Origin of the sequence: Streptomyces albipurpureus (assembly GCF_023701525.1) — a bacterium.
In the GTDB taxonomy this organism is placed as follows: Bacteria; Actinomycetota; Actinomycetes; order Streptomycetales; family Streptomycetaceae; genus Streptomyces; species Streptomyces albipurpureus.
Genome location: NZ_JAMQAW010000032.1, coordinates 84,323 through 109,998, shown reverse-complemented (window position 1 = coordinate 109,998; position 25,676 = coordinate 84,323). Strand labels below are relative to the sequence as shown.

Here is a 25,676-nt window from a genome sequence, read left to right as displayed (position 1 = left end):
TCACGCTCACGGGCGACCGGTACTGCGGAACCATGACAGCTGACGCAGACGCTACATTGCGTCGCAGCCGCGCACCAGACTGACTTTTCGGAAAGTCTCCGTCCGTCGGTACCCGTACGCGTCACCACACGCCCCGTGTCGGGACGAAAACGGGCGTTTGCCACCGTCAGCGCACCACCGAGGGTCCACGAGGGACGGGCCACCGGCCTCAGTTCGCCATCCGCGAACCCCCGGTGCGCCCCGATCGACGCAGGCGCCGAGGGAGCACCCGCCCTCGACCGAGGGCCGGACACCCCCACGACCGCCGCCCCGGCCCCCCACCGCCCCGGCGATCGCTTCCCGTCGGCGCTTAGGGCTCGCCGGGAAACAAGCCGTCGCTTCCGTTGCCGAGCGTCGTTGTTGTGGTGTGGGGAGACCGGAGGGGATCGAGACCGCGCTGGCGGCGAAGTTCCAGGCACTGTTGCCGCACCTGGAGCGTCAACGCCGACTGGCCATAGGAGCGGAGGCTCGGGCGCTGGGACACGGCGGAATCAGGCTCGTCGCCCGCGCGGCAGAAGTGCGTGAGGGCACCGTGTCGCGCGGGGTGTGTGAACGGGAATCCGGTGACGCGCCGTTGGGGCGGGTCCGCCGGTGGTCGGGGGCCGCAAGCGGGCGGTGGACCTGGATCCGGGTCTGCGGCCCGGCCCGCGCTGCTGGCCTTGGTGGAACCGGGTGTACGTGGCGATCCGATGTCGCCGCTGCGGTGGACGGTGAAGTCGACCCGGCAGGGCCGTCGGGTCTCGGGCGACACCGTCGCTGCTCTGCTGCGCGATGAGGGCTTCAGCCTCCAGGGCAACTGCAAGACCGTCGAAGGTGCCCAGCACCCGGACCGGGACGGGCAGTTCCACTGTCTCAACGAAAGGGCCAAGGACTTCCAAGCGGCCGGGGACCCCGTGATCAGCGTGGACACCGAGAAGAAGGAACTCGTCGGCAACTACAAGAACGCCGGGCTCGAATGGCACCGCGCAGGCGACCCGGTCCGGGTGCAGACCCACGACTTTCCCCACGCCGATCCGGGCGTCGATGACCGACGAAGTTGCAACAACTCCCATTGGAACTAACGCATACCAGCTCAGAAGCACGATCAAAACTCCGCTAACCGCGAGCCACCTGCAAAGCGGCAGCTCAGAGGCCCTCTTCGATTCTCACCAATGGACTTGCAGCACACCAGGTCATCGGTGGAAAAGCCGTAGCTGTACCTCACATCCCATATCCGCAGGAAGACTCGGTACGCCGTGAGCTTGACTCTGAAGCTCGTATAGATCGTCAAGCCGCAGGAGACGCCGATAGCGCGCCGCTGGATGCGCTATCGATGTGTCGGTATACCCCTCGCGCTACGCAGCGCTTGAGGCATCTGAAGATGTCCTTCGTGGGTGCGCCGGGCGATGGAGTCGCGGGTCGTGACGCACGCGGACCAGCACAATTGTGTGCAGTGCGCGGTTGGCCTGGCGGTCACTGAGCCTTTTCCATCCTCAGTCTGAGCTGGCCAGATGGAAGGTGAGGACGGCTTGGGAGAGCGTGGGGGCGAGGGCGGCCAGGAGTTCGACGGCCTCGGTGACGAAGCGGTAGGCGGTGGTGGTGCCGACGCCGAAACCGGCCGCGAGTTGCACGTAAGGGTGGCCGTTTCGGAGGTGGGCGAGAGCGAGCAGGGCCTGTCGGCCCGCGCTCAGGCGCCGCCATCGGGTCCCCGGAGCGCGGCGGTGTTCTCTCAGGCCGGCGGCGAGGAAGCGCAGGGCGGAACTGGAACGTCGCCTCGGACCAGTGCCGTCTGTTCACACCGCCCGGCCTTGTCCGGTATGCCTCTGGATCACCCCTTGCGCGGCCGCGGTATCCGTGGCCGACGCCAGACTGCCCGCGGGCGGGTCAGCCTGCGGGGCGGGTGACGGTCGGCGAGGAACCGCCCACCACCACACAGCCGCTCCACGAACTCCAGCGCTCCGCGACGGGGTTCGTGCTTCCCGGAGGAGAGCCTGCAGATTCCCGGCGTGCGGCAAGGAGATTCACAGCCACCCTTTACAACCGTACGTACGGTCAGTAAGTTCGGCCGCATCGGCTCACCGAATATCCACAAATCACGATTAGTAGTGCCTTAGAAGAAATCTTCAGTAGATCTACTCATTCTGGGGAACCTGATCCACCCTCTACACGACGCCGGAGCAACCCTGGCTCGTCTCCTGATTCCATGCCGAAGACAGAGGACATATGCCGATCTCTTCAACCGGCCCGGCGGACTCCGTCACCTCGCGGCAGGGACTGAGGCTCTTCTGGTACGGACTCTCGGGCGGAACAGACCGCGGGCTTCCAGTCTCTGGGGCCGTCCGTATGGCTTGCCTGGTCAGGAACGGCGATGAGGGCGGCTCGCTGCGACTCCTCAAGGAGACCCGGACAGTCGCACAGGACATCGCGGGCGCCCTCGGGCCGACCAGGATCCCACGCGGCCGGGGGCGCCACCCCAGGCCGCTGTGGAGCCGGAGCCTTCCACCAGGCGGCAAAACGCGAGGCTCCGGCGTACGCGGATCGGGCCGGACTCGTCCCGCCGGGCGGACAAATGCGACTCCCGGTCAGGGCAGAGCCCCGGCCTCAGCGACCGGCCCTCGGCTTCTGTGCGCCCACGCCGCCCCGAGTCGGCACCGACATGCCTCCTCCTCCCCTTTTCCCCGCATTCCTCGCTCAGCGCATCAGCACACTCTGTGAAGGAACGGCCTCATGATCCGTAGACGAATTCTGCCCGCCGCCGGCTTCGCTGCCCTTCTGGTGGGCGTCAGTGCCTGCGGGGGATCCGCGGGCAGCGGTGACACCACGGCCCGGAAGAGTGACTTCTGCAAGCCGCTCACCAAGACCGAGAAGGTGTCGTTCGGTTCCTCCCCGTCGCTCGCCCTCGCCACCTCGGCGCAAGCGGAGGGCGGAGGGTATTACAAGAACGAGAAGCTGGACGTGAAGGCGTCCACGTTCGCCACGGGCCAGGACGTGATCGCCCTTGTCGGCCGAGGTCAGCTCGACGCGGCGATGGTCGGGTACCCGGCGAACATCTTCAGCGCCGTCGACCGTGGCGTGGACGTCCGCATCGTCTCCTCGGCCGGCCAGAACTCCGCGGACAACCCCAGCTCCGCGGTGTACGTGCGCTCCGACCTGATGAAGAACGGTGCCGTATCCGGCATCTCCGACCTGAAGGGCAAGCGGATCGGGATCGCCGGAGCCCCCGGATCCGGCTCCTACTACCTGATCGGCCGGGTCCTGCAGAAGGGCGGCCTCAAACTGGCCGACGTCAAGCATGTCTCCCTCTCGACCGCGGACATGAACACCGCCTTCGAGACCAAGAGCATCGACGCGGCCCTCGTGATCACTCCCTTCAACGCAGCCATCGACAACAGCGGAGTCGCCGAGGTCCTCAGCAGTCAGGGAGCCCTGACCCGCGCCCAGGCAACAGGCATGATCATGGGACCCAACCTCCTCAAGAAGCGGCCCCAGGTCGCCTGCGCCCTGCTCAGGGCCAACATCAATACCGTTAACAAAGAACTCGCACCCGGCTACAGCAAGCGCCCCGAAGTCGTGCAGCGATTCACTGACCTGGCCAAGTTCCCCAAGGACCTCGTGGAATCCACGCCCGAATCCATCTACGACCCCACTCTGGCCGTCGACAAGAAGCAACTCGAGCAGATGCAGCTGATGTTCATCGAACAGGGCTCACTCGACCTCAAGGCACCGCTGCCGTACGCCGAAGTGGTCGACATCGAGCTCCGCGAGCAGGTGGTCAAGTCCCTCGGGCAGGCCCCCCAATAGCACCCGCCAGCGTTCACCACCGTCATGGCCGCGGACACCGACGCCGGGAAACAGTTCCAACGGCGGCGCACCATCACCCGGGACAGGTGACCAATCCCGGGCCCGGACGGGCCTCGACAGACTCGGTACGCTCCAGGACCTCCCCCCGGCCGATCGTCGACTGCGACAGGCCCGTGCGGGCAGCCATCGAGGCACGTGACCAGTGGGTATCCGAGGCAGGTGTGGATTCCAGGGTGGCCACGACGACATCCTCGACCTGGTCGAGGAGGATCGAGGGCGGCCGGCCCGGCCGCGGCTCATCGGCCAGGCCGTCCAGGCGGTCGGTGATGAACCGGGCGCGCGAACGGTCCACCGTGGAGGTGTCGGTACCAAGCTCCTCGGCAGCCTGCTTGTCCGTCCCGCCTTCCGCGCAACGCGGGACGATTCTCACGCGAGGGCCAGGTACCGCGCGGTCTTCGCACCCCGAGACCACCGGACCAGTTGCTTCCGTTCCTCCTGACAAGGGTCATGTGGCGGTGCCAGCCGGGGTAGCGGCGGACCTGGTAGTCGTCCGGGCCGCACTCCTGCTTCGCGGTCTGGAAGCACTCCCCCACCGCCCAGCGGCTGCCGGCGATACGGATCAGCTTCTCCAGCGTGGTGCCCGCGGGGCAGTAGGCGATGTAGTAGGAGATCTCCTCGGGTCTGCTGACGCTACGGCGGGCGATCCCCCAGTGCCGGCGGTCCTCGCGGTGCCAGGGCCGCACCTCGACGCGGGCCCAGTCGTAGATCCGCCGGCCATGGGCTCCCTCGCCGCAGGAACGGCGCTTCCACTTCTGATGGGACAGACCGGGGAACAGGTCGTGGACGGGGTGGTCGATGGACCAGCGGGGGACGACGGTGCCGTGGCGGGTGGTGGCCATGACATGGAAGACGTCCGCCTCTCCAGCTGAACCGCCAGCCTTGCTGAAGCCGTAGGCGGCGTCCGCCGTCACCCAGCCGAACGGGATCCTGTCGGCGATCGCCCGGCGGACCATCGCCATCGCCACCTTCGCCTCGAAGGCGACGCTGTCGCCCATGCCCGCCCGTCGGCACCGCTCACGATCGTCCGTCCAGGACGTGGGCAGATACAGCCGCCGGTCGATCAGTGTGCGTCCGCGGCCGGTCGCGTAGGCGAGGAAGACCCCGATCTGGGAGTTCTCCGTGCGTTCCGGTGCTTGCGCCCGAATATGAACTGCCAACGAAATGATCTTCGAGGTGGTTGGATCGTTTCGGGACCGTTGATCTGGGGGTGTGGCTCGGCCGAAGCCGTGGGATGTGGATGACGAGTTGCGGACGGTGGTCGAACCCCTGCTTCCGAAGGTGGAGCGACGGGTCCGCCATCCCGGGCGCAAGCGGCATCCGGACCGGCTGGTGTGCCAGGCAATCCTGTTCATACTGCATACCGGGATTGCCTGGGAGCACCTGCCGCAGAAGCTCGGTTCGGTTCCGGAATGACCTGCTGGCGTCGTCTGGCTGAGTGGACCGAAGCCGGCGTGCGGGTCCGCCTGCACGAGGTACTTCCTGCGAAACTCCGTCGCCCGGATGCGCTGGACTTCTCCCGGGCAGTGGTCGACGGCTCCCACATCCGGGCGCCAAAGGGGGATCGCCGACAGAACGAAGTCCTGTCGACCGGGGCAGAACGGGCAGCACAAACACCGCCTGATCACCGACGCCAACGGCATCCCGCTCGCTGCCACTCTGACCGGCGGCAACCGCAACGACGTCACCCAGCTCATCCCCCTCCTCCAGGCGATACCGCCCGTGCGGGGCAAGGAAGGTCAACCACGACGCCGCCCGGATGTCGTACTCGGCGACCGCGGCTACGAGTACCGCCACCTCGTCCGCACTCTCGGTGTGAAGCCGTTGATCGCCCGACGCGGTACCCCACACGGCTCCGGCCTCGGCACCCAACGACGGCTGGTAGAACGCGCCTTCGCCCACCTGCGCTGGTTCCGGCGCCTCCGCACCCGCTGGGAGATCCGCGGACGACATCCACGCAGCCTTCCTCACCCTCGGATGCGCACTCATCTACTGGCGACGCCTCAACTCATTGCGACAGGAGTTCTTCGGGCGACCGCTCGTACGAATCTCCAACTCCGCCACCGCACTTGACAGCCAAACTCTTCGGAATGAACATTCATTCCGTGCCTCGACCCTCCGCCGACCTGGCTTCCCGACTCCTTGAATCCGCCCTCGCCCTCTTCGCGGAACGCACCTACGAGGGCACCCAGATGCCCACCGTGGCCCAGCACGCCCGCGTCGGAGTCGGCAGCATCTACCGCTACTTCCCCAGCAAGGAGGCCCTCGGCAATGCCGCCTTCCGTCACGCCAAAGGCGGGCTGCTCGCCGAGTTGACCCGGACCACCGCGGAACCAGCCGACTCAACGAGGGAGGAGTTCGCACAGATATGGCAGGGCTTCACCAGATTCGCCGGCTCCTATCCCGCCGCTTTCGCCTTTCTGGAACACCAGCAGCACGACACCTTCCTGGACGCCGAGAGCCGTGCGCTCGCCGCCGAGATCGACGCCTTCTCCACCGGCTTCATCGAACGCGGCCAGCAGGCCGGTGAGATCCGCGACGGTGACCCGCTCCTTCTGGTCGCCCTCGCCCTGGGCGCCTTCGGCGGCCTGCTGAAAACCATCCGACCCCAACTCATCACCGAACTCTCCCCCGAGGCCCTGGCGGGCGCGGAGTCCGCCGTCTGGGACCTCCTCCACCGGAAGACGTGAAGCCATGAGCACGCCCACCAGTGTCCTGATCACCGGTTGCTCGTCCGGCATGGGCCAGCGGACCGCTCTCGCCCTGCATCGACTGGGCCACCATGTCTACGCCACCGCCCGTCGCCCCGGCGATCTCGCCCCACTGGCCGCGGAAGGCCTGACCACCCTGGAGTTGGACGTCACCAGCGAGGAGTCGATGGCGTCGGCGGTGAGCCGGGTCGAGCACGATCACGGCGTGGTCGGCCTGCTGGTCAACAACGCGGCCTACGGGCTGCACCTACCGGTCGAGCTAGCCGACCCGCAACAGGTCCGGGCCCAGTTCGAGACGAATGTCTTCGGGCTGGTCCGACTCACCCAACTCGTCCTGCCCGGGATGCGCGCGGCCGGTAGGGGGCGGATCGTCAACATCTCCTCGATGGGCGGACGCTTCTCACCACCCGGCGGCGGTTTCTACCACGCCACCAAACACGCGGTGGAAGCAGTCAGCGACTCGCTGCGCCTGGAGGTCGCGCCCTTCGGAATCAAGGTCGTGATCGTCCAGCCGGGCCCCACCATCACGGGGTTCGCCGGCACCGCCGTCTCCACCATGGACAGTGGCCCCAGCGAGGGTCCGTACAGTGCGTTCCGCAGGGAACTTGCGCACATGTATGCCCATAAGACATTCACCCGGCGCAACGGCGCCGTACCGGCCGAAGCCGCGACCAAGGTGATCGTCCACGCCTCCACCACCCCGCGACCCCGCGCCCGCTATGCGATCGGCGCGTTGGCCAGGACCGTGATGATCGCGCGCCGGCTCCTTCCCGATGTCGCGTTCGACGCCCTGATGCGACGAAACTTCCCTCTCCCGGCGGCTCGATAGCTCCACGAACGCGCCCTACTGCCAGGGCGGACCGGGAATGGGGGCTGCGCCGGATCAACTGGGCGCGCGGGGGCGATATCTCCCCCTGTCGCGAGGGGAAGCGCGGGGACCATCGGCCCCATTCCATCGGAGCTCCCAAGGATCTCCCCGCCCGGCCCGACTGAGGGACATGGAAGCGGTGGAGCAGGCCCCACTCCACCGCTGACTCATCAGAGAACTCTTTTCCCCTTGCTGAGTTGTCGCAAGGGGAAAAGAGGGAAAGCGCACATGATGGATGGCCGGGCGCCGTCAGGACGAGGGTCAGGGCAGCTCAGGACCGCCCCGCGTTCACGGACCTGTGCCCGGCAGTCCTGAGAAACACCAAAGACCACGACAGGGAACAAAGGAGGAGCAGCACACCGTCCGTGCCCTGCTGGGAGAGGTTCTCATCGGCTAGGACCTCGTCACCGAGGAAGGAGGACTCCTCGGGCTGGTTCCTGTTCTGGATCCTGTGGCGGTCGAGCGCCTGCCGGTGGTGCGTTGCGCAGATCAGCGGGCTACGATCGATCGCCGCGGTTACGTGGCGACGCACTTCCCCCGCCGTTTACCGACCATTCGTCAGCGAATCGGCGGGGCGAATCAACAGGAGTCCGGCCGAAGACGTCCACAGCCCCTCAGACCTGCGAACAGCCTGCCCCGCCGGAACAACCCGTGACCTGTTAAGAACGCGGCTCCCGAGCCGATCCGGTCGAGTGAGGAGCTCCCCGTGTTCTACTACGTGCTCAAATACGTCCTCATCGGGCCACTGCTACGTGTGCTGTTCCGCCCCAGGATCGAGGGGCTTGAGCACATCCCCGAGCAGGGTGCGGCCATCGTCGCCGGGAACCATCTGTCGTTCTCCGACCATTTCCTGATGCCCGCGATCATCAAGCGCCGGATCACCTTTCTGGCGAAGGCGGAGTATTTCACAGGGCCCGGGATCAGGGGCCGACTGACCGCTGCCTTCTTCCACAGCGCGGGCCAGATCCCGGTGGATCGCTCGGGAAAGGAAGCCGGCCAGACCGCCATTCGGGAAGGGCTCGGGGTGCTCTCCAAGGGGGAGCTGCTCGGAATCTACCCGGAAGGGACTCGCTCGCACGACGGCCGGCTCTACAAGGGCAAGGTGGGTGTGGCGGTGATGGCGCTCACCGCCGGGGTGCCGGTGATCCCCTGCGCGATGGTGGGAACCTTTGAGATCCAGCCGCCCGGGCAGACGCTGCCCAAGATCAAGCGAGTGACCGTGCGGTTCGGGGAGCCATTGGACTTCTCCCGGTACACGGGCTTGGAGAACCAGAAGGCCGCTATCCGCGCCATCACCGACGAAATCATGTACGCGATCCTGGAGCTCTCCGGACAGGAGTATGTGGATCGGTACGCGGCAGAGGTCAAAGCGGAGTTGGAGCAGTCGAAGAAGGCCGCCCGCAGGCGTGAATGAGGACGAACGCCCCCCTGGGGCGCCGTGGGAAAGACGAAGGAAAGGAGAGGAGGGACGGCCGACGATGGCCGCCCCTCCTCCTCGCCGTGGCACCTCTCGCCGTGCCGTCAAGAGCGGTGGTCAGCGCGTTGTGCCCGGTTCCCGCACCGGGCACAACGCGCTTGCTCCGTCGCTACGGCTTGGGCACAGCGTGCGGATCACAGGTCACATTGCGACTGTCGAGCGTGCCGCTGAGTAGATAGGCGTCCACCCGCTGGTTCACACACGGATTGACCAGGCCGGTCACCCCATGCGATCCGGCGTTCTCCTCCACGACCAGCCGTGAGCCCTTGAGCCGCTTGTGCAGTTCGACCGCGCCTTCGAAGGGGGTCGCGGCATCGCGCTCGGCCTGCACGATCAGTACCGGCGGAAGGCCGTTGCCCGACTTCACATTGACCGGGGTGTGCTGCTTGGACGGCCAGGTCGCGCACGGAAGGTTCATCCAGGCATTGGCCCAGGTCATAAAGGGGTAGTCCCGGTGGAGTCGGGTGTTGTCCCGATCCCAGGTGCGCCAGCTCGTTGGCCACTTCGCGTCGGCGCACTCGACCGCGGTGTAAACGGCGTTGCTGTTCTCGGAGCGGATGTTGCCCGCGGTGTCGGAGAGATCGGGTGCCGCGGCATCGATCAGCGGCTGGGCGTCACCAGCCACGTACTTGCTCCAGATCCGGGCGACCGGCGCCCAGGAGGAGTCGTAGTAGGGGGCGCCCTGGAAGAAGCTCGTCAGCTCGGCCGGGCCGACGACTCCACCGAGCGGAGCCTTCTTGGCGGTCGCGCGCAGCTTCTGCCACTGCGCCTCGACCTTCTGGGAGGTGTCCCCGATACGGAAGGTGGCGTCGTGCGCTGCTATCCACTCCTTCCAGTCGTCCCACCGCGTCTGGAAGGCGACGTCCTGGTCGAGGTTGGACTGGTACCAGATCTTCTTGCGCGAGGGGTTGACCACACTGTCCACGACCATCCGGCGGACATGGCCGGGGAAGAGGGTCGCGTAGACGGCACCGAGGTAGGAGCCGTAGGACACGCCAAGGAAGTTGAGCTTGCGCTCCCCGAGTGCGGCCCGAATGACATCGAGGTCGCGAGCGGTGTTCGGCGTGGTCATATGGGGCAGCATCCAGCCGCTGCGCTCGGCGCACCCGTCCGCGTACTCGGCGGCGAGTTTTCGCTGAGCCCGCTTGTCGCCCTCGCTGTCGGGAACCGGGTCGGCCTTCGGAGCCTTCACGAACTCCTGGGGGTCCATACAGGAGATGGGTGTCGAACGGCCGACACCGCGCGGATCGAAGCCCACGAAGTCATACGCCTTGGCCGTATTGACCCATAGGGGGTTCTTGTTGGTGACGCGGGTCGGGAAGCGCAGACCGGAGCCGCCTGGGCCGCCGGGGTTGTACAGCAGGGCTCCCTGGCGCTCCTCCTTGGTCCCGGTGTTCGCGATGCGGTCGACGGCGAGAGTGATCTGCTTGCCGTGGGGGCGCGCGTAGTCGAGCGGTACGGTCACCGAACCGCACTGGATCGGTTGGGGAATCCCCCAGTCGGCGGGGCAGTTCGCCCAGTCGATGCCTTTCTGGGCGGCCCGCTCGGCGGCGATCTCCACGCCGCGGTTCTCGGACGGACCACCGTGCCGCGCCTCGGCGCTGGCTGTCGGCGCGGCAATCGCGCCCGCGATGAGTGTGCCCGCTATCAGAGTGCCGGCCGAGCCGAGCACCGCTGTGCGTCTCACCTGGAACTCCCCCTATCTGTCGTCGGGTCCTTTCGGGGATCTTGTCGCTTGAAGGTGCACCAACAAAAGGTCGGGCAGGCGTTCTTTGCTCAACCAATAACCGGTACCCGGAGTCCGCTCAGCGGTACAGGATGAGTTCGCCATGAATGCCCCTTCCGAGGAGGGGCGCGCTGCGGACCGCAGACCGCGCATCAGGCGGGTGTGTCGGGGGATGTCGTGGGAATGGGGTCACCGCTCCCCAAGGGACGCGGGCGCACACCAGGGCCGGGTGTCCCCGCCTTGGTGAGCGGCGAGCACCCGGCCGTCGTCCTGCGAACGTCATTCCACCCAAGCCCGGCCCGGGGGCCCTCTACCCGGTAACGGAAGCCATGGCTCCCCGGCCCGCCGGGGAGAACGAAGGGTTCAGCCGTGCGGACCGGGGCGACGGTGCTCCGAGGTCAGACCGAAGCCGCCACGTCCAAGAGCCGCGGTTCCGGCAGTGCTCACGGATGAGACCGCGCTGACCGCCTGATCCGCCACGGTCTCCTGCTCGGCACGCTCCTGTTCGAGTCGCTCCAGATCGGAGGCCGACACCAGCGCTACGAGCGGCTTGCCATGGCGGGTGACGACAACGCGCTCACCACCGTAGACAACGCGGTTGATCAGCTCCGCCAACTCTGCGCGTGCTTGCGTCACCGGAATCTCGTAGGCCATGCGTTCAGCTTAGTCCGCGCGCCGAACCTCCACGGGCTGGAGAACGCGGCCGAAGTCCAGGTCAGGGACCGTCCGGAGCGGCGACCAGCGGCCAAGGGGATATCCCGTAGTTCAGGGTGGATCGCCCCTTAGGGGCAGGTTTCTTCGACCTTCACCGCGCCGAAGTTCAACTCGGTGTCCAGGGGCATGGTCTTGCCCTCCGGGTAGTTCTGCGTGCAGACCTTCCAGTTCCGGTCCAGGACCTGCATCCGGCTGGCGCCGGTGCTGTCGTGTGAGGTGAGGATGTGGAAGCCCGCCGCCTGTGCGGAATCCTGGGCGTCCTGGAGTCCCATCCCCACGAACCGGGGCACGGCCTTGCTCTCCGATTCCTCGGCACGCGATTCCTTGGTCTTCTGCGGGGCGGGTTCGGTAGCGGTGTCGACGGCAGCCTTTGCCCCCTTGCCCGTACCGTCGACGGGTTTCACCGTCACGGTCGCGGTGACGGTGGGCGCCGCAGCCTTGCCGCTGCCCGCGGTCTCCTTGCTGTCACTTCCGGACGAACCGATTCCCACGCCTATGAAGAAGAGCAGGGCAGCCGCCGGGATCACGATCCGCTTGCGGGCCCAGGAGGGCTGCTTCGTCGGCGGTTGGGCCGGGGGCTGACCCCACTGCGGCCCGGTTGGCGGCTGCTGCGGTTGCTGGCTGTATGTCACTGCGCTCCCAAGGTCGAGTCATGAAAGACCAGAACTTAGCGGGATGGATACTGGATTTTCGAATCAAAGGGGATCAGTAACTTTTTCGTGACAGATAGCCGGAGATGTGGTGACGGCCCATCACGTGATGACCTCCACCCCCTTCCTCCACCCTCGAAGCGGTATATGCCTGATGTGTCACACTCAACGTACGTCCTGTACATTTCCTGGAAGCCGTCCCCTGGAGAGGTGCGTCATGGACCGCCCCAACGCCCGCCATGAACCGCCCGAACCACCCCCGCTACCCGCCCTCACCCGCGCCGAGGAGGAGTTCATCGACGCCTATCTCGGCGTCCTGGACCAGGTGGGGCGCATCAACCCAGCCCGCTCGACCCACACCTACGGCGCGCTCCGTGCGGCGCAGGCGCTGGTCTCGCGGGCGACGGCCCTGAGGAAGGCCCTCACGCTGATGCATCAACGCGGCGAGAGCGAGGTGCACACGGAGACACTCACCCGCGCGCTGAGGGTTCTCGACGGCGAGCAGAGGGCCGCGAAGGTCGCCGTGCCACCGGTGACTCCTCCCTGACGCCTCATCGAGAGCGGCATCACAGGTCCCGTCAACCGCCATTGGAGTAGCGGTCAAGCTCGCCCATTTGAAGTACGTACCGCTCGCCTAGCAGCTACGGTCGAGTTGCGCATCACCATGACGTGTCGAACGGAATGTCTTATTCCGGTGCTGGTACGGGCATCCTCACCCGTCGAGGGCCGATCGCTCCCGGCCCATGTCCACCTGATCAGACCAATGGTGTGAAAACTCACATATCACCGTTTCCACTCGGCAATTTGACAGGTCGTGGGTCAAGATCCCTGGGACGACAAGCCCCCGTCACCTCGGCGGGGCAGCCCGGGAGGACGCCGAATCCTGCCGCCGCCTGGGCGACTGGTCGACAGGAGTGCTTCGGCAGGAGTGGAGGACCCAAGCAGTACGGGACATCCGGAATTCCGAATGTCCCTTGGGGTGAAGCCGCATTAGCGACCGGGCACCTTCGTCCGCCCGAACCCGACAGGTCATCCTTCACAGGCGGCTGACGAAGGGTTGCGCATGAGTGCGCAGAAAAACGTCCCGTTCCTGCTGAGTCGGGCGGGGGCGGTATCCGCCCTCACCATCGCCGCTGTCGGGGGATCGCTGCTCGTACCGGGCGGCACACCCGAGGCACATGCCGCGTCGAGCCACGCGGGCAAGGCACTCAAGGTAGCGGCATCAAAGAAGGGCGCACCGTACAAGTACGGCGCAGTGGGACCGTCCCGCTTTGACTGCTCGGGGCTGACTCTCTACTCATTCAAGAAGGCGGGCAAGAAGCTCCCCCGTACCGCACAGCAGCAGTACAACAAGACCAAGCGCATCTCGGCCTCCAAACGGCAGGCCGGGGACCTGGTCTTCTTCTACTCCGGGAGGAACGTCTACCACGTGGGCATCTACGCCGGTCAGAACAAGATCTGGCATTCCCCCAAGACGGGCTCCTGGGTGAAGCTGGACAAGATCTGGTCGAAGAGCGTCAAGTACGGCCGAGTGGGCTGACGGCCCCGCACCAAGCCTCGTACTGAATCCGCGTCGGCCCCGGGTGTGGTCCCCGGCGGTCGGCGCGGTGCTCTGTCTCCCGGTGCCGGCGGTTGCCGAGGCCGAGCGCCTGCGTCGATGGACGCCGATCGGTTCCGCGAGGTGTCTGCCGACCGCTGCGGACCCTCTCCGCTCCCGCCGAAGAAATCCGGTCAGCTACGGACCGCGGCCGTCCACGGGAGGGCGATCCACACGGTCTTGCCCCCTTCCTCGGTCGGCGTGACCGAGAGCTTCCCGCCGAACTCCGCGGTGAGGCTGCGCACGATGACCATCCCACGACCGTTGTCCTGCCGAACAGCGGCAGGTAGCCGCTGCGGCCAGCGCGGGTGACTGTCGGTCAACCCGATCCGCAACTCCTCGTCCCGCGCCAGTCGCAGACCCAGGGTAAAGGTGGGCGACTGGCCGAAAGTGTGTTGAACGGCATTGGTGGCGAGCTCCGAGACGATCAGCCGGACCGTGTCGACGGCATCACTCTCCTCGCGCAGGCCCCACTCGGTGACGATGTCGGTGGCGTACTTTCGCGCCATCGACACCGAGGCGGGATCGCTCGGCAGAGTGATGGATGCTTCCTGGTGATCTGCCATGACGACGCTGTCCCTTTCCCACCGCGGCCGGGCTCCGACTCGAAGCGGAGGGATGCGCGGGCGGCCACGGATTGCGCTTCGGTCAGACTGCCACCCATCGCGCTGCGAGGGGGGCCGATCCCACAAGATATGCATATATCTGTCGCTCAATGCGGTGAACTCTGCGACGCGAGACCGTATTTTCCGGCCTGACGCACTTTGATCTCGGGCGGACGCAACACCCGCAACAGATCAATCGGAAGGGGCACCCATGCATCAGGGGCCCGTAGTCCGCCGCCGCCAGCTCGGCGAGGAACTGCGCAAGGTGCGCTTGGCCGCTGGGCTCACCAGCCGCCGCGCCGGAGAACTCGCCGACTGGCACCAGTCGAAGGTGAGCCGGATCGAGACAGGGACCAGCGGCGTCAAACCGGAAGACGTACGGCTACTGCTGGACCTCTACGGGGTGAGTGAGCCTCCACTGCGCACCCTGCTGGAGACCCTGGCGGGCGCCGCTGACGGCGGCAGCGGCGGCTGGTGGCACGCCTATCGCAGTGTGCTGCCGCCCGAGTACCGCGATTTCATCAGTCTGGAGTCCCAGGCCAGCTCGGTCCGCTCGATGGAGACCTCGGTGGTACCCGGACTGCTTCAGACGGCGCGGTACGCCCGGGCCATCACCCGGGCGACGTTGGAGGAGCTGCCGGCGGCCACCGTCGACCAACTCGTCGAAGTGCGTATGACACGTCAGGCGGTGCTGCGAGCGGCGGACCCGCTGCGGCTGAGCGTGGTGCTCGACGAGGCCGCGCTACGCCGCGAGATCGGTGGAACCAAGGTGATGAAGGAACAGTTGCGGTCACTGGCCGAATCCGCGGCACTGCCCCAGGTAAAACTCCAGATCATGCCCTTTTCAGCCGGGGAGTATGTAGGACTGGCCGGTTCTTTCGTTATCTTCTCATTCTCGACCACTTCTGATCTGGATGTGGTCGTTCTCGACCACTTGGCGAGTAGCCTCCATGTCGAACGGGCAGAGGATCTGGCGGTGTACGGAACAGCGTTCGCAACGATGCAGGCGCGTGCCCTGTCACCGGTCGAGTCCTTGGATCTCATCACCGGCATCGCTGCCGGCGCATAGGGAGGCCCCCCATGTCCACCTGCATCAACCACCCCGGCTTAGCCTGGCGGCGCAGTAGTCACAGCACCGCGGCGAACAACTGCGTCGAGGCCGCCAGGCTGCCTGATCTCACCCTCGCCGTACGGGACTCCAAGGACGTGGTCCGTGCGGCACTGCACTTCTCCCCCCAGGCCTGGTACCGGTTCCTGATCGCCGTGGAAGCCGACAGCATCAGCTGACCGGGGCCAGCGCACCTACCGGAGCGGTCCGCGCGACCGTGTCCACCGCCCAGGCGATCTGCTGATCGGTGAGATCGGCGCGAGCGGTCAGCCTGAGCCGGGAAACCCCGTCCGGGACCGATGGCGGGCGGAAGCAGCCCACCCCGAGGCCGGCCGTTCGACACGCGGTCGCCCACTCCACAGCTGACCGCGGTGACGGCGCCCTGACCGAGACCACCGCGGCGTCGGGGCGTACGGCCGTCAGACCCCGAGCCGTCAGCAGACGGTGCAGGGTCTCGGCGACCGTACGCACCCGATCCGCCAACTCCGGTGCGCCTTGCAGCACCCGCAGCGCGGCGAGGGCGGCTCCCGTGGCGGCCGGTGCGAGCCCCGTATCGAAGATGAAGGTCCGTGCGGTGTTGACGAGATGGGCGATGACCCCGGCCGGTCCAAGGACCGCGCCGCCCTGGCTGCCCAGCGACTTGGAGAGCGTCACGGTGGCGACCACGCCCTGACGGCCGGCGATTCGAGCAGCGTTCAGCCCACCGCGACCGCCCTCACCCAGCACCCCCAGGCCGTGGGCGTCATCCACCAGGAGGGCTGCGCCCCACTCGTGGCAGACCTCGTCCAGGGCGGCCAGCGGGGCCGCGTCCCCGTCCACGGAGAAGACCGAGTCGGTGACCACCAGGGCGCGCCGTCCGGGGTGGGCGGACAAGGTGTGGCGTACGGCCTTGGTGTCGAGGTGCGGCACCACCGCGGTCTCCGCGCGGGAGAGCCGGCAACCGTCCACGATCGAGGCGTGGTTGCCCGCGTCCGAAACGATCAGTGAACCGCGGGCGGTCAGCGCGGTCAGCGCGGCGAGATTGGCCGCATAGCCGGAGGACAGCACCAGGGCGGCCTCGAACCCGCAGAAGCCGGCGAGTGCCTGTTCGAGCTCGGCGTGGAGTTCGGTGCTTCCGGTGACCAGACGCGAGCCGGTGGACCCCGCGCCCCAGCGGCTGGCCGCCGTGGCAGCCGCGGTGATGACCTCGGGGCTGCGGGTGAGCCCGAGGTAGTCGTTTCCGGCGAGATCCAGCAGGTCCGCGACCGCGGTGCGAGGCCGCAGCGTACGCACCAGACCGGCGCGCTCCCTACCGCGCGACTCCTCGTCGATCCAGCCGAACGGGTCCTGAAGTCTCATGGCGCTCTGGTCCTTCTGTAGGCCGTTCTATGGACCGGTTTGTAGGCAGCGCACAGACCATAACCGGCCCCCCACCAGGAATGAGTGTGGTCATACACACACCTCGCCAAGGGTCTGTTGTGGGGTTCCGCCTTTCCTCCGACCTGTCCCGTGCGTCAGGATCTGCGCCATGGACCTGCTGAGCACGCTGGTGGAGAAGGGGCTGCGGCGCGAGCTGCCGACCCGTGAAGAGGCACTCGCCGTACTGTCGTCCTCGGACGACGATCTGCTCGATGTGGTGGCCGCCGCCGGCCGGGTGCGCCGTCAGTGGTTCGGCCGCCGAGTGAAACTGAACTACTTGGTCAACCTCAAGTCAGGGCTCTGCCCCGAAGACTGCTCGTACTGCTCGCAGCGGCTCGGGTCCACCGCGGGAATCCTCAAGTACACCTGGCTGAAACCGGACGAAGCCTCCCAGGCGGCGGCGGCCGGGGTCGCGGGCGGCGCCAAGCGGGTCTGCCTCGTCGCCAGCGGGCGCGGCCCTACCGACCGGGACGTCGACCGGGTCTCCAAGACCATCGCGGCCATCAAGGAGCAGAACGAGGGCGTCGAGGTGTGCGCCTGCCTCGGGCTGCTGTCCCAGGGGCAGGCGGAGCGGCTGCGGGACGCGGGAGCCGACGCGTACAACCACAATCTGAACACCTCCGAGGAGACCTACGGTCAGATCACCACGACCCATACCTATGAGGACCGGGTGGACACCGTGCAGCAGGCGCAGGCCGCGGGGCTCTCCGCGTGCTCCGGCCTGATCGCCGGGATGGGTGAGAGCGACAAGGACCTGGTCGATGTGGTGTTCGCGCTGCGCGGACTCGACCCGGACTCGGTTCCGGTGAACTTCCTGATCCCCTTCGAGGGCACTCCCCTGGCGAAGGAGTGGAACCTCACTCCGCAGCGCTGCCTGCGCATCCTGGCCATGGTCCGCTTCGTCTGCCCGGATGTCGAAGTACGGCTGGCCGGTGGACGCGAGGTGCATCTGCGGTCCCTCCAGCCGCTCGCCCTGCATCTGGTGAACTCCATCTTCCTCGGTGACTATCTGACGAGCGAGGGCCAGGCCGGGCAGGTGGACCTGGACATGATCGCGGATGCGGGCTTCGAGGTGGAGGGCGCCGGGACCACCACCCTGCCGGAGCACCGGGCGGGCGGCGGCTGCGGCTCGATCTGCGCGGACGCCGGCGATCACGGCGCTGACAGCACCGGTTGCGGGGGAACGGCGCAGCCGGGTGGCGCCCGGGCGGGCTGCGGTGAGCGGTCGACCGCCGATACCGCGCCGGAGCCGGCACCGGTAGCCGCGGAGGTCGCCCAGGGCGCTGAGCCCGGGCCCAGGGCCCCGCGTACGGATCTGGTGACGGTCCGCCGCCGCGGCGCCGGAACGGATCTCGCCCCCAATGCCTAGCCCCGATGCCGGGGTTCCGCTCCACGGCGGCGCGCGGCTGTCTCCGGGTGAGCTGGTGGAGCTGGATCGGGCCCATGTCTGGCATCCCTATGGGCCGATGCCCGGCCGAACCGATCCCCTGGTCGTCGACTCGGCATCGGGGGTACGGCTGCGGCTGGCCGAACCCGTCGACGGCAGGCGCGAGTTGATCGACGGCATGTCCTCCTGGTGGTCGGCGATCCACGGCTACAACCACCCCGTACTCAACGAGGCGGCCCATGGCCAGCTGGATCGGATGAGCCATGTGATGTTCGGCGGGCTGACCCATGAGCCCGCCGTCCGGCTGGCCGCCCGGCTGGTCGAGATCACCCCTGAACCGCTGCGGCATGTCTTCCTCAGCGACTCCGGATCGGTGTCGGTCGAAGTCGCGGTGAAGATGTGCCTTCAGTACTGGCACTCGGTCGGTCGGCCCGCCAAGCGGCGGCTGCTGACCTGGCGCGGTGGCTACCACGGGGACACCTGGCAGCCGATGTCGGTCTGCGACCCGCAGGGCGGTATGCACCAACTCTGGTCCGGGGCCCTGCCCCGGCAGGTCTTCATCGGTGCACCGCCGCAGGAGTTCCAGGAGTCATACGCCGACTCGCTGCGCGAGTCGATCGCCCGGCACGCCGATGAACTCGCCGCGGTGATCGTGGAGCCCGTGGTGCAGGGAGCGGGTGGCATGCGCTTCCACTCGCCCGAGTACCTGCGGGTGCTGCGGGAGGTATGCGATGAGCAGGACGTGTTGCTGATCTTCGATGAGATCGCGACTGGTTTCGGACGCACGGGACGGCTGTTCGCAGCCGAGTGGGCCGGTGTCTCCCCCGATGTGATGTGTCTGGGAAAGGCGCTGACCGGCGGCTATCTCACCATGGCGGCGACCTTGTGCACCAGCCGGGTGGCCGACGGCATTTCGCGGGGCGAGGTGCCCGTGTTGGCCCATGGCCCGACGTTCATGGGCAATCCGCTGGCCGCCGCGGTGGCGAATGCCTCGATCGACCTTCTGCTGTCACAGGACTGGCAGCGGGAGGTCCAACGCCTGGAGTCGGGGCTGAAGGCCGGGTTGGCGCGGGCGGAGGGCCAGCCAGGGGTGAAGGACGTCCGGGTGCTGGGCGGGATCGGGGTGATCCAGCTCGATCACGAGGTGGACATGGCGGCGGCGACCGCCGCAGCGGTGCGCGCGGGGGTGTGGCTGCGGCCGTTCCGGGATCTGGTCTATGCCATGCCGCCCTATGTGACGGACGACGACGACCTCGCGACGGTGTGCGAGGCCCTCTGCGCGGTGGCGGCCGTGGGGTAGCGCCCGCGCGGTCGGGCGCTGCTCCGGCCAGCGGCCCCGCCGCCGCGGTGGGGGTCCCACCGGATCATCCTCATGGGGCACCCGCACCGGCCCGCTGCACCTCTGGGCCCGCCCTCACCGGTGCCAGGCACCTTCCATCACACCGAGTCGTTCGCACGGTCGTACGACTGAACCACCAAGAGAGAGATACGGCCAGAGTCGTGGGCATCATTGTCGTCTCCGGAACGGGGACCGAGATCGGGAAGACCGTTGTCACCGCTGCGCTCGTCGCCGTCGCACGAGCCAGGGGCCAGCGCGTCGCCGTGGTCAAACCCATACAGACCGGCATCCTGGCGACCGAGCCCGGGGATCTCGACGAAGTGAACCGACTCGGCGGCGGTGCCCGGACAGTGGAACTGGCCCGTTTCGCCGAACCCCTCGCGCCGGCGACGGCCGCTCGCCGAGCCGGTGTGGACGGCATCCGGCCCGAAGAGGTGGTGGTGGCCGCGGAGAAGCTCGCGGGCGAGTACGACCTGGTGTTGATCGAGGGCGCCGGCGGACTGCTGGTGCGCTTCGATGAGACCGGCAGCACCATCGCTGACACCGCGCGGCTCCTCGGAGCGCCCGTGCTGGTCGTCGCGCCCGCCGCGCTCGGCACCCTCAACGCGGTGGCGCTGACGGCCGAGGCTCTGAGCGCGCGCGGTGTCGAGCAGCTCGGGGTGGTGGTGGGGAGTTGGCCGCACAGACCGGATCTGGCCGCGCGCTGCAATCTGCTCGATCTCCCCGAGGTCGCGGGGGCGCCCCTGCTCGGAGTGGTGCCGGAGCGAGCAGGGCGGCTGAGACCGGTGGACTTCCGTGCGCGTGCGGCTGGTTGGCTCGCTCCTCGGCTGGGCGGGACCTGGGATGCGGGGACCTTCGCGACGACGGTCGGCTGACCGTTCCGGGACGGGGTCGCCACAGCGGCCGGATGGAGCAGGGACCCTCGGTAGGCGGTGACCGGTGGGCCCCTGAGCCGCCGGGGGGCTCCAGCTGAGATGACTCGGCCTCCCCTCCCCCAGGGCCACCACCGCCGTACCCTGACCCGATGCACGCACGGATCGACGAGATCGTCTACGACTGCCATGACCCCGCCCTGCTGGTGCGTTTCTGGGCCGCACTGCTCGGGGGCGCGCCGGTGGACCGCGGCCCCGACTGGTCCTCTGTCGATCCGCCGGGTGGGGTACGGATCGCCTTCCAGCGGGTACCGGAGGGCAAATCGGTCAAGAACCGGCTGCACCTGGACCTGGACGCCGGGGACGTCGAGCAGGCGGCGGATGAGGCGGTCGGTCTGGGTGCCGTACGGCTCGGCACGGTCGTCAACGACGAGCACGGACGGTTTCAGGTGCTCACCGACCCGGAGGGGAATGAGTTCTGCTTCGTCCAGACCGGGGGACAATAGAGGGGCACCCCGGAGAGGAGGCCGTGATGAGACCGCGCAGCGCCTCGGTGCCACCCGATGCCGTCCATCACCCGATTTTCGCCCGCTTCTACGCCCGATTCAGCCTCGCCGCCGAAGAGCAGGCCGGCATCGCCGCCCGTCGGAAGGAACTCCTGGCGGGTCTGTCCGGTCGGGTGATCGAGATCGGCGCCGGAAACGGACTCAACTTCGCCCACTATCCGGCCGCCGTCTCCGAGGTCGTCGCCATCGAGCCGGAGCGCAGCCTGCGAGCGTTGGCGCTCGAGGCCGCGAGCAAGGTGGAAGTGCCGGTGGACGTGGTGCCGGGGGTAGCCGAGTCGCTGCCGGTGAAGGGTGAGTCCTTCGACGCCGCCGTGCTGTCTTTGGTGCTCTGTTCGGTACGGGATGCGCCACGGGCGCTCGCCGAGGTGCGGCGGGTTCTTCGCCCCGGGGGTGAGCTGCGCTTCTTTGAGCATGGGCGGGCGGATACGCCGGGGATGGCGAGGGCGCAGCGGCTACTGGACCGCACGGTCTGGCCGCGCTTGTTCGGCGGCTGCCACACCGCGCGGAGCGCCGTCGCCGCCCTGGAGGACGCCGGGTTCCGGCTGGGGCCCTATGCACGGTTTCGGGTTCCGGAGCGCGGAATCGCGATGCCCACCTCGTACTGTGTGCTGGGGGTCGCCCACCGTCCGTTTGACGAGGTGTGACGGCGGCTTCGCCCGATGGCTCGTCGTGTCCACGCCCTGGCCCCGAAACACCTGCGCCAGAGCGCTCAGCTGCTCCATAGCCGTAGCTCATCGGCGATCACCCGAACGCCGGCCTTGCCCTCCTTGACCAGCCGCGCCAGATCGCGTACCCGTTCCGGTGAAGTGTGGACCGGTTCCCCACTGGCCACGAGATAGCCATAGGCCACGGCAGACGCGTACAGCGCGTTGGAGTGTTCCAGCGCCGGTACATGGAGCAGCAGTTGGAGCAGGGCGGCGGCGCGGGTGTGTGGATCGCTGTACACGGGGATGCCGAATATCTCCGCCTCATGACGGCTGACGGCGGCGACGAGTGCTCCCCAGTCCGTCACCTGTGGATCGCCGGGGGTCCGGTACTCGGCGATCATCAACAGCCAGGCGAGATCGATCTGCTGGGTCAACGCGGGCCTTCGGAACCGGCGCCGGCAGGGCCGTTCTCGTCCGGGGCCAGTGTGTTCGTGGCAACCCTGCTGGGGCGAGGTCCGTCCGGGGCGTGCGTGGTTGCCCCGACTCCATGGCGACCGGCGCGGGCCATCGGACCGACGCGGAGGTCGGAACCGATCCCGGGCGGTGTCGCGAGATCCTCGTCCGTCTGCCGCGCGGAACCCCCGAAACCGTCGGCGAGCTCCTCGGCGAAGACGGATTCGTACCGCTTCATAAAGTCCGCGGCGGCTTCGACGAAGGTGCGGCCGGTCTCTCCGGCGTCCTGGCGGACGAGTTCCTCGATGTAGCGGTTGACGCTCATCCCGCGCTGCTGGGCCCGCTCGCGCGCGGCTAGTGCGGTGGATTCGTCCACTCGCACGTTCAACTGGGTCTTGGCCATACCAGAAAGCTAGCGCTCAACCGCTAGCACGGGCAAGGAATCACCCGAAGAGCCTTCCATGCCCCTTACATCAACCCCGAGTACCAGACCTGCGGCGGATATCGGAGCCAGCCGACCGCCTCTAACCTCCAGAAGCCTTGCGGGAGTTCGGATCGCCCAACCCATCGGATCACCCATCCCCAGGAGGCGGCCTTGTCCACACCACTTACTGCACCCACCCATGGCCTCGCACCAGGCGTGCCGCTCGCCGCCAGGGCGCGAGCCCTGACCAAGGCGTACGGCAGCGGGGAGACGGCCGTACGCGCCCTCGACGCCGTCGATGTCGATATCGCCCGCGAACGCTTCACCGCGGTGATGGGCCCGTCCGGCTCGGGGAAGTCCACCCTGATGCACTGCCTGGCCGGGCTCGACACCGTCTCGTCGGGCCAGGTGTGGCTGGGCGAAACCGAGATCACCGGCCTCAACGACCGGGCGCTGACCCAACTGCGCCGGGACCGGATCGGCTTTATGTTCCAGGCGTTCAACCTGCTCCCCACACTGACCGCCGCCGAGAACATCACCCTTCCCATGGACATCGCCGGACGGAAGCCCGATCGGGAGTGGGTGGAGCGGGTGATCGACACCCTGGGCCTGCGGGATCGGCTGAAGCACCGGCCGGCTCAGCTCTCCGGCGGCCAGCAGCAACGGGTCGCCTGTGCACGGGCGCTGGCCTCCCGACCGGAGCTGATCTTCGCCGACGAGCCCACCGGCAACCTCGATTCACGGGCCGGCGCCGAAGTGCTGGGGTTCCTGCGGGAGGCGGTCGACCGGTTGGCGCAGACGGTGGTGATGGTGACCCATGACCCCGGGGCCGCCGCCCACTCCGATCTGGTGCTGTTCCTGGCGGACGGCCGGATCGTCGACGCCATACCGGAACCGACCGCGGAGGCGGTGCTGGAACGGATGAGACTCTTCGCCGGCGCCGGGACAGGCAGCCAGCCTCCCCCGATCGAGCAACAACCGGGGCATGACGGCACCGGCTTCGACACCACGCACAGGAGCTGAGGCAGACCGTGCTGAGGGCAACTCTGCGAAGCTTCTTCGCCCACAAGGGACGACTGCTCTTATCCATGCTGGCGGTCTTGCTGTCGGTGGCCTTCGTCAGCGGCTCGCTGATCTTCTCGGACACGGTCTCCCGCACCTTCGACCGCCTCTTCGCCTCCACCGCCGCCGATGTCACCATCACACCGAAGGAGGGCATCAGCGAACGCATCCCCTCCGGAGCCGTACGGACCCTGCCAGCGGCCCTCGCCGACCGGGTCGCGGCGATCGACGGAGTGGACAGCGCGCATATCGAAGCAGCGGTGGAGAACATCACCGTCATCGACGACGACAGGGAGCCGGTGGCACCCAGTACCGGCGCCGTCACCATCGCCACCAACTGGTACATCACCGAACGCAGTCCGGTGAAGCTGACCACCGGTCGCGAGCCACGCGGTGCGGGCGAGGCACTGATCGACCGGGACACCGCCGACCGGCGCAAGCTGAAGATCGGGGATGGGCTCACTCTCCAGGCGCAGCCGGGCTCCTTCAAGGTCGAGATCGTGGGCATCGCCACCTTCACCACCACCAACCCTGGTGCCGCCCTTGTCTTTCTGGATACGGCCACGGCACAGAGCAGACTGCTCGGTGGGGCGGACAGGGCCACTTCGATCACGTTGGACGCCGCTGACGGCATCGAGGACACCGTGCTCAAGCAGCGGGTCGCGGCCGAGCTCGGGGACGGGTTCGAGCTGAAGACCGCCGATGAGCAGGCCGAGACGGCGGCCGCGGAACTCGGTGGCTTTCTCGATGTGATCACCTATGTGCTGTTGGGATTCGCCGGCGTCGCCGTCCTCGTGGGTGTGTTTCTGATCGTCAACACCTTCTCGATGCTGATCGCGCAGCGCACCAGGGAGTTGGGACTGCTCAGGGCCCTGGGCGCGGACCGCGGCCAGGTGCGGCGGTCAGTGCTGGCCGAGGCGTTTCTGCTCGGGCTGATCGGCTCCACCCTCGGGCTCGCCTCCGGGGTGGGGTTGGCCGCCGGGCTGATCGCGCTGATGGACGCCTTCGGGATGAATCTCGGCGCGGCCCAGATGGTGGTGTCGACCAGGACCCCGATCGCCGCATACGCGGTCGGGCTGGGAGTCACCTTCCTCGCCGCCTATCTACCGGCCCGCCGGGCCGCGCGCGTCTCCCCGATGGCCGCGCTCACCGATGCGGAGATCGCCGGTACCGGACGGCCGTTGAAGGTACGGGCGATCGTGGGCGCGGTGGTCGCCGCGCTGGGTGTCGCCGCACTGACCGGTAGCGCCCTCAGCGACGAGACCGCTTCGGCCGCTTCCCTGCTCACCCTCGGGATTCCGCTGACGCTGATCGCGATGGTGATCGCCGGTCCGCTGCTGGTGCGTCCGGTGATCCGAGTGCTGGGCGGGGCCTTCCCCAGGGTGTTCGGACCAGTGGGACGGATGAGTCAACGCAATGCCCTGCGCAACCCGCGCCGTACGGGTGCGACGGCAGCGGCCCTGATGGTGGGGCTGTCCATGGTCGGCGGTCTGTCCATTGCCAGCGCCTCGATGACGAAGTCGTTCGATCAGCAGATCGATCGCACGCTGGGCGCCGACTTCGTCGTGCAGAACAGCAACTTCTTCCCCTTCCCCCAGGAGGTCACCGAGACGGTGCAGAACGTGGAGAGCGCCGGGACGGTGGTACGGCTGCGGTTCACCCCGATCGGGGTGACCCTGCCGGACGGAAAACGCGTGGAGACCACCGCTGCGGGCTATGACCCGCAGTTGGATCAGGCCGCCCGCATCACCTATGCGGCCGGCGACACGTCGGCCGCTTTGGCCTCGGACGCCGTCGCCATGGCTGGCGACTTCGCGAAGGACCATCGGGTGCGGATCGGGTCGGTGGTGACGGCGGAGTTCCCCGGGGGTCGCACGACCCGGCTGACGGTCGGCGCACTCACCGACATGGACCAGGCCGGCGGGCCGGGTACCGAGGGCGGACTCTTCATGGGGCTGGCCACCGTGGAGAAGTACCTACCGGGCGGTCAGGAGGCCGCGCTCTATGTGAACGCGGCGAGCGGCAGCGATCCGGCCGACCTCCGCAAGGACCTGGAGAGGGCCCTTGACCCCTATCCCCAGGTTCAGGTGCGGGACCAGGCCGACTACAAGGAGTTGGTCGGGCAGCAGATCGCCGTGATGCTCTACCTCGTCTACGCGCTGTTGGGTCTCGCCATCGTGATCGCCGTACTGGGTG

At 67.8% G+C, this 25,676-nt stretch carries 22 protein-coding genes, 5 pseudogenes and 1 riboswitch; of the genes and pseudogenes, 17 read left to right on the top strand and 10 right to left on the bottom strand.

Annotated elements, in window-relative coordinates:
• Positions 1-406: 406 nt before the first annotated feature.
• Positions 407-1,055: pseudogene (locus NBG84_RS25915) on the top strand (ISAzo13 family transposase); the annotation flags it as partial.
• A 486-nt stretch (positions 1,056-1,541) separates the two neighbouring features.
• On the opposite strand, the pseudogene NBG84_RS25910 reads toward NBG84_RS25915, so the two are convergent.
• Positions 1,542-1,772: pseudogene (locus NBG84_RS25910) on the bottom strand (helix-turn-helix domain-containing protein); the annotation flags it as partial.
• Positions 1,773-2,745: 973 nt separating this feature from the next.
• Here NBG84_RS25910 and NBG84_RS25905 point away from each other — a divergent pair.
• A complete protein-coding gene (locus tag NBG84_RS25905; protein ID WP_250922009.1) occupies positions 2,746-3,819 on the top strand; it encodes an ABC transporter substrate-binding protein in 1,074 nt (357 codons plus the stop codon).
• Between the two features lie 73 nt (positions 3,820-3,892).
• Here NBG84_RS25905 and NBG84_RS25900 read toward each other — a convergent pair whose 3' ends face one another.
• Together NBG84_RS25900 and NBG84_RS25895 are read right to left on the bottom strand one after the other, a co-directional pair.
• The gene (locus tag NBG84_RS25900; protein WP_250922008.1) at positions 3,893-4,249 is read right to left on the bottom strand and encodes a helix-turn-helix domain-containing protein; all 357 of its coding nucleotides are present in this window, start codon (positions 4,247-4,249) and stop codon (positions 3,893-3,895) included.
• A 70-nt stretch (positions 4,250-4,319) separates the two neighbouring features.
• Positions 4,320-5,003, bottom strand: a pseudogene (locus tag NBG84_RS25895) (IS701 family transposase); the annotation flags it as partial.
• A gap of 85 nt (positions 5,004-5,088) precedes the next feature.
• Here NBG84_RS25895 and NBG84_RS25890 point away from each other — a divergent pair.
• From NBG84_RS25890 to NBG84_RS25875, 4 genes and pseudogenes are all read left to right on the top strand, one after another.
• Positions 5,089-5,893: pseudogene (locus NBG84_RS25890) on the top strand (IS5 family transposase); the annotation flags it as partial.
• A gap of 73 nt (positions 5,894-5,966) precedes the next feature.
• Positions 5,967-6,566: a TetR/AcrR family transcriptional regulator gene (locus NBG84_RS25885; protein ID WP_250922007.1), complete on the top strand. Its 600-nt coding sequence runs from the start codon at positions 5,967-5,969 to the stop codon at positions 6,564-6,566.
• A 4-nt stretch (positions 6,567-6,570) separates the two neighbouring features.
• Positions 6,571-7,416, top strand: coding sequence for an SDR family NAD(P)-dependent oxidoreductase (locus tag NBG84_RS25880; protein WP_250922006.1), 846 nt, complete (start codon positions 6,571-6,573; stop codon positions 7,414-7,416).
• A 745-nt stretch (positions 7,417-8,161) separates the two neighbouring features.
• Positions 8,162-8,869: a lysophospholipid acyltransferase family protein gene (locus tag NBG84_RS25875; RefSeq protein ID WP_250922005.1), complete on the top strand. Its 708-nt coding sequence runs from the start codon at positions 8,162-8,164 to the stop codon at positions 8,867-8,869.
• A 172-nt stretch (positions 8,870-9,041) separates the two neighbouring features.
• Here NBG84_RS25875 and NBG84_RS25870 read toward each other — a convergent pair whose 3' ends face one another.
• From NBG84_RS25870 to NBG84_RS25860, 3 genes are all read right to left on the bottom strand, one after another.
• Complete coding sequence (locus tag NBG84_RS25870) at positions 9,042-10,619, bottom strand: alpha/beta hydrolase (protein WP_250922004.1); 1,578 nt, start codon at positions 10,617-10,619, stop codon at positions 9,042-9,044.
• Between the two features lie 402 nt (positions 10,620-11,021).
• Positions 11,022-11,312, bottom strand: a complete 291-nt coding sequence (locus NBG84_RS25865; RefSeq protein WP_250922003.1) for a type II toxin-antitoxin system Phd/YefM family antitoxin — start codon at positions 11,310-11,312, stop codon at positions 11,022-11,024.
• Positions 11,313-11,440: 128 nt separating this feature from the next.
• On the bottom strand, positions 11,441-12,004 hold the full coding sequence (locus NBG84_RS25860) for a hypothetical protein (protein ID WP_250922002.1): 564 nt from the start codon (positions 12,002-12,004) through the stop codon (positions 11,441-11,443).
• Between the two features lie 235 nt (positions 12,005-12,239).
• On the opposite strand from NBG84_RS25860, the gene NBG84_RS25855 reads away from it, so the two are divergent.
• Positions 12,240-12,569: a hypothetical protein gene (locus NBG84_RS25855; RefSeq protein ID WP_250922001.1), complete on the top strand. Its 330-nt coding sequence runs from the start codon at positions 12,240-12,242 to the stop codon at positions 12,567-12,569.
• Between the two features lie 326 nt (positions 12,570-12,895).
• Positions 12,896-13,082, top strand: a riboswitch (cyclic di-AMP (ydaO/yuaA leader).
• 3 nt (positions 13,083-13,085) lie between these two features.
• On the top strand, positions 13,086-13,562 hold the full coding sequence (locus NBG84_RS25850) for a C40 family peptidase (protein ID WP_250922000.1): 477 nt from the start codon (positions 13,086-13,088) through the stop codon (positions 13,560-13,562).
• A gap of 191 nt (positions 13,563-13,753) precedes the next feature.
• Here the strand turns inward: NBG84_RS25850 and NBG84_RS25845 are convergent, their stop codons facing one another.
• Entirely contained in the window at positions 13,754-14,185 is a 432-nt protein-coding gene (locus NBG84_RS25845; RefSeq protein ID WP_250921999.1) for an ATP-binding protein, read from the bottom strand.
• A gap of 250 nt (positions 14,186-14,435) precedes the next feature.
• Here NBG84_RS25845 and NBG84_RS25840 point away from each other — a divergent pair, with 250 nt between their 5' ends.
• Together NBG84_RS25840 and NBG84_RS25835 are read left to right on the top strand one after the other, a co-directional pair.
• Positions 14,436-15,293 (top strand): helix-turn-helix domain-containing protein, encoded by an 858-nt coding sequence (locus NBG84_RS25840; protein ID WP_250921998.1) that lies wholly within the window; start codon positions 14,436-14,438, stop codon positions 15,291-15,293.
• An 11-nt stretch (positions 15,294-15,304) separates the two neighbouring features.
• Positions 15,305-15,511, top strand: a complete 207-nt coding sequence (locus NBG84_RS25835; protein WP_250921997.1) for a DUF397 domain-containing protein — start codon at positions 15,305-15,307, stop codon at positions 15,509-15,511.
• Here NBG84_RS25835 and NBG84_RS25830 read toward each other — a convergent pair.
• A complete protein-coding gene (locus tag NBG84_RS25830) occupies positions 15,504-16,670 on the bottom strand; it encodes an 8-amino-7-oxononanoate synthase (RefSeq protein WP_250921996.1) in 1,167 nt (388 codons plus the stop codon). The genes NBG84_RS25835 and NBG84_RS25830 overlap by 8 nt on opposite strands.
• A gap of 169 nt (positions 16,671-16,839) precedes the next feature.
• On the opposite strand from NBG84_RS25830, the gene bioB reads away from it, so the two are divergent.
• The 5 genes from bioB (at position 16,840) to NBG84_RS25805 (ending at position 21,538) form a co-directional block, all read left to right on the top strand.
• Complete coding sequence (gene bioB, locus NBG84_RS25825; protein ID WP_250921995.1) at positions 16,840-18,099, top strand: biotin synthase BioB; 1,260 nt, start codon at positions 16,840-16,842, stop codon at positions 18,097-18,099.
• Positions 18,092-19,417: an adenosylmethionine--8-amino-7-oxononanoate transaminase gene (locus NBG84_RS25820; protein WP_425608697.1), complete on the top strand. Its 1,326-nt coding sequence runs from the start codon at positions 18,092-18,094 to the stop codon at positions 19,415-19,417. The genes bioB and NBG84_RS25820 overlap by 8 nt, the downstream gene beginning before the upstream one ends.
• 200 nt (positions 19,418-19,617) lie before the next feature.
• A complete protein-coding gene (bioD, locus tag NBG84_RS25815; protein ID WP_250921994.1) occupies positions 19,618-20,331 on the top strand; it encodes a dethiobiotin synthase in 714 nt (237 codons plus the stop codon).
• Positions 20,332-20,480: 149 nt separating this feature from the next.
• Positions 20,481-20,834, top strand: coding sequence for a VOC family protein (locus NBG84_RS25810; RefSeq protein WP_250921993.1), 354 nt, complete (start codon positions 20,481-20,483; stop codon positions 20,832-20,834).
• 26 nt (positions 20,835-20,860) lie between these two features.
• The gene (locus NBG84_RS25805; RefSeq protein ID WP_250921992.1) at positions 20,861-21,538 is read left to right on the top strand and encodes a class I SAM-dependent methyltransferase; all 678 of its coding nucleotides are present in this window, start codon (positions 20,861-20,863) and stop codon (positions 21,536-21,538) included.
• A 65-nt stretch (positions 21,539-21,603) separates the two neighbouring features.
• On the opposite strand, the gene NBG84_RS25800 is transcribed toward NBG84_RS25805, so the two are convergent.
• Entirely contained in the window at positions 21,604-21,975 is a 372-nt protein-coding gene (locus NBG84_RS25800; RefSeq protein ID WP_250921991.1) for a fic family toxin-antitoxin system, toxin component, read from the bottom strand.
• Between the two features lie 197 nt (positions 21,976-22,172).
• Positions 22,173-22,397, bottom strand: a pseudogene (locus NBG84_RS25795) (toxin-antitoxin system HicB family antitoxin); the annotation flags it as partial.
• Positions 22,398-22,589: 192 nt separating this feature from the next.
• On the opposite strand from NBG84_RS25795, the gene NBG84_RS25790 reads away from it, so the two are divergent.
• Both NBG84_RS25790 and NBG84_RS25785 read left to right on the top strand, forming a co-directional pair.
• Positions 22,590-23,441 (top strand): ABC transporter ATP-binding protein, encoded by an 852-nt coding sequence (locus tag NBG84_RS25790; RefSeq protein ID WP_250921990.1) that lies wholly within the window; start codon positions 22,590-22,592, stop codon positions 23,439-23,441.
• 8 nt (positions 23,442-23,449) lie between these two features.
• Positions 23,450-25,676: ABC transporter permease (locus tag NBG84_RS25785; protein ID WP_250921989.1), on the top strand; the 2,227-nt coding region annotated here is incomplete at its 3' end.

Excerpts from the sequence above, each read along its gene's own strand:
- NBG84_RS25905 (WP_250922009.1), top strand. The coding sequence starts at position 2,746 with ATGATCCGTAGACGAATTCTGCCCGCCGCCGGCTTCGCTGCCCTTCTG.
- NBG84_RS25885 (WP_250922007.1), top strand. The coding sequence starts at position 5,967 with ATGAACATTCATTCCGTGCCTCGACCCTCCGCCGACCTGGCTTCCCGA.
- NBG84_RS25880 (WP_250922006.1), top strand. The coding sequence starts at position 6,571 with ATGAGCACGCCCACCAGTGTCCTGATCACCGGTTGCTCGTCCGGCATG.
- NBG84_RS25865 (WP_250922003.1), bottom strand. The coding sequence starts at position 11,312 with ATGGCCTACGAGATTCCGGTGACGCAAGCACGCGCAGAGTTGGCGGAG.
- NBG84_RS25855 (WP_250922001.1), top strand. The coding sequence starts at position 12,240 with ATGGACCGCCCCAACGCCCGCCATGAACCGCCCGAACCACCCCCGCTA.
- NBG84_RS25850 (WP_250922000.1), top strand. The coding sequence starts at position 13,086 with ATGAGTGCGCAGAAAAACGTCCCGTTCCTGCTGAGTCGGGCGGGGGCG.
- NBG84_RS25845 (WP_250921999.1), bottom strand. The coding sequence starts at position 14,185 with ATGGCAGATCACCAGGAAGCATCCATCACTCTGCCGAGCGATCCCGCC.
- NBG84_RS25840 (WP_250921998.1), top strand. The coding sequence starts at position 14,436 with ATGCATCAGGGGCCCGTAGTCCGCCGCCGCCAGCTCGGCGAGGAACTG.
- NBG84_RS25835 (WP_250921997.1), top strand. The coding sequence starts at position 15,305 with ATGTCCACCTGCATCAACCACCCCGGCTTAGCCTGGCGGCGCAGTAGT.
- NBG84_RS25830 (WP_250921996.1), bottom strand. The coding sequence starts at position 16,670 with ATGAGACTTCAGGACCCGTTCGGCTGGATCGACGAGGAGTCGCGCGGT.
- bioB (WP_250921995.1), top strand. The coding sequence starts at position 16,840 with ATGGACCTGCTGAGCACGCTGGTGGAGAAGGGGCTGCGGCGCGAGCTG.
- NBG84_RS25820 (WP_425608697.1), top strand. The coding sequence starts at position 18,092 with ATGCCTAGCCCCGATGCCGGGGTTCCGCTCCACGGCGGCGCGCGGCTG.
- NBG84_RS25810 (WP_250921993.1), top strand. The coding sequence starts at position 20,481 with ATGCACGCACGGATCGACGAGATCGTCTACGACTGCCATGACCCCGCC.
- NBG84_RS25805 (WP_250921992.1), top strand. The coding sequence starts at position 20,861 with ATGAGACCGCGCAGCGCCTCGGTGCCACCCGATGCCGTCCATCACCCG.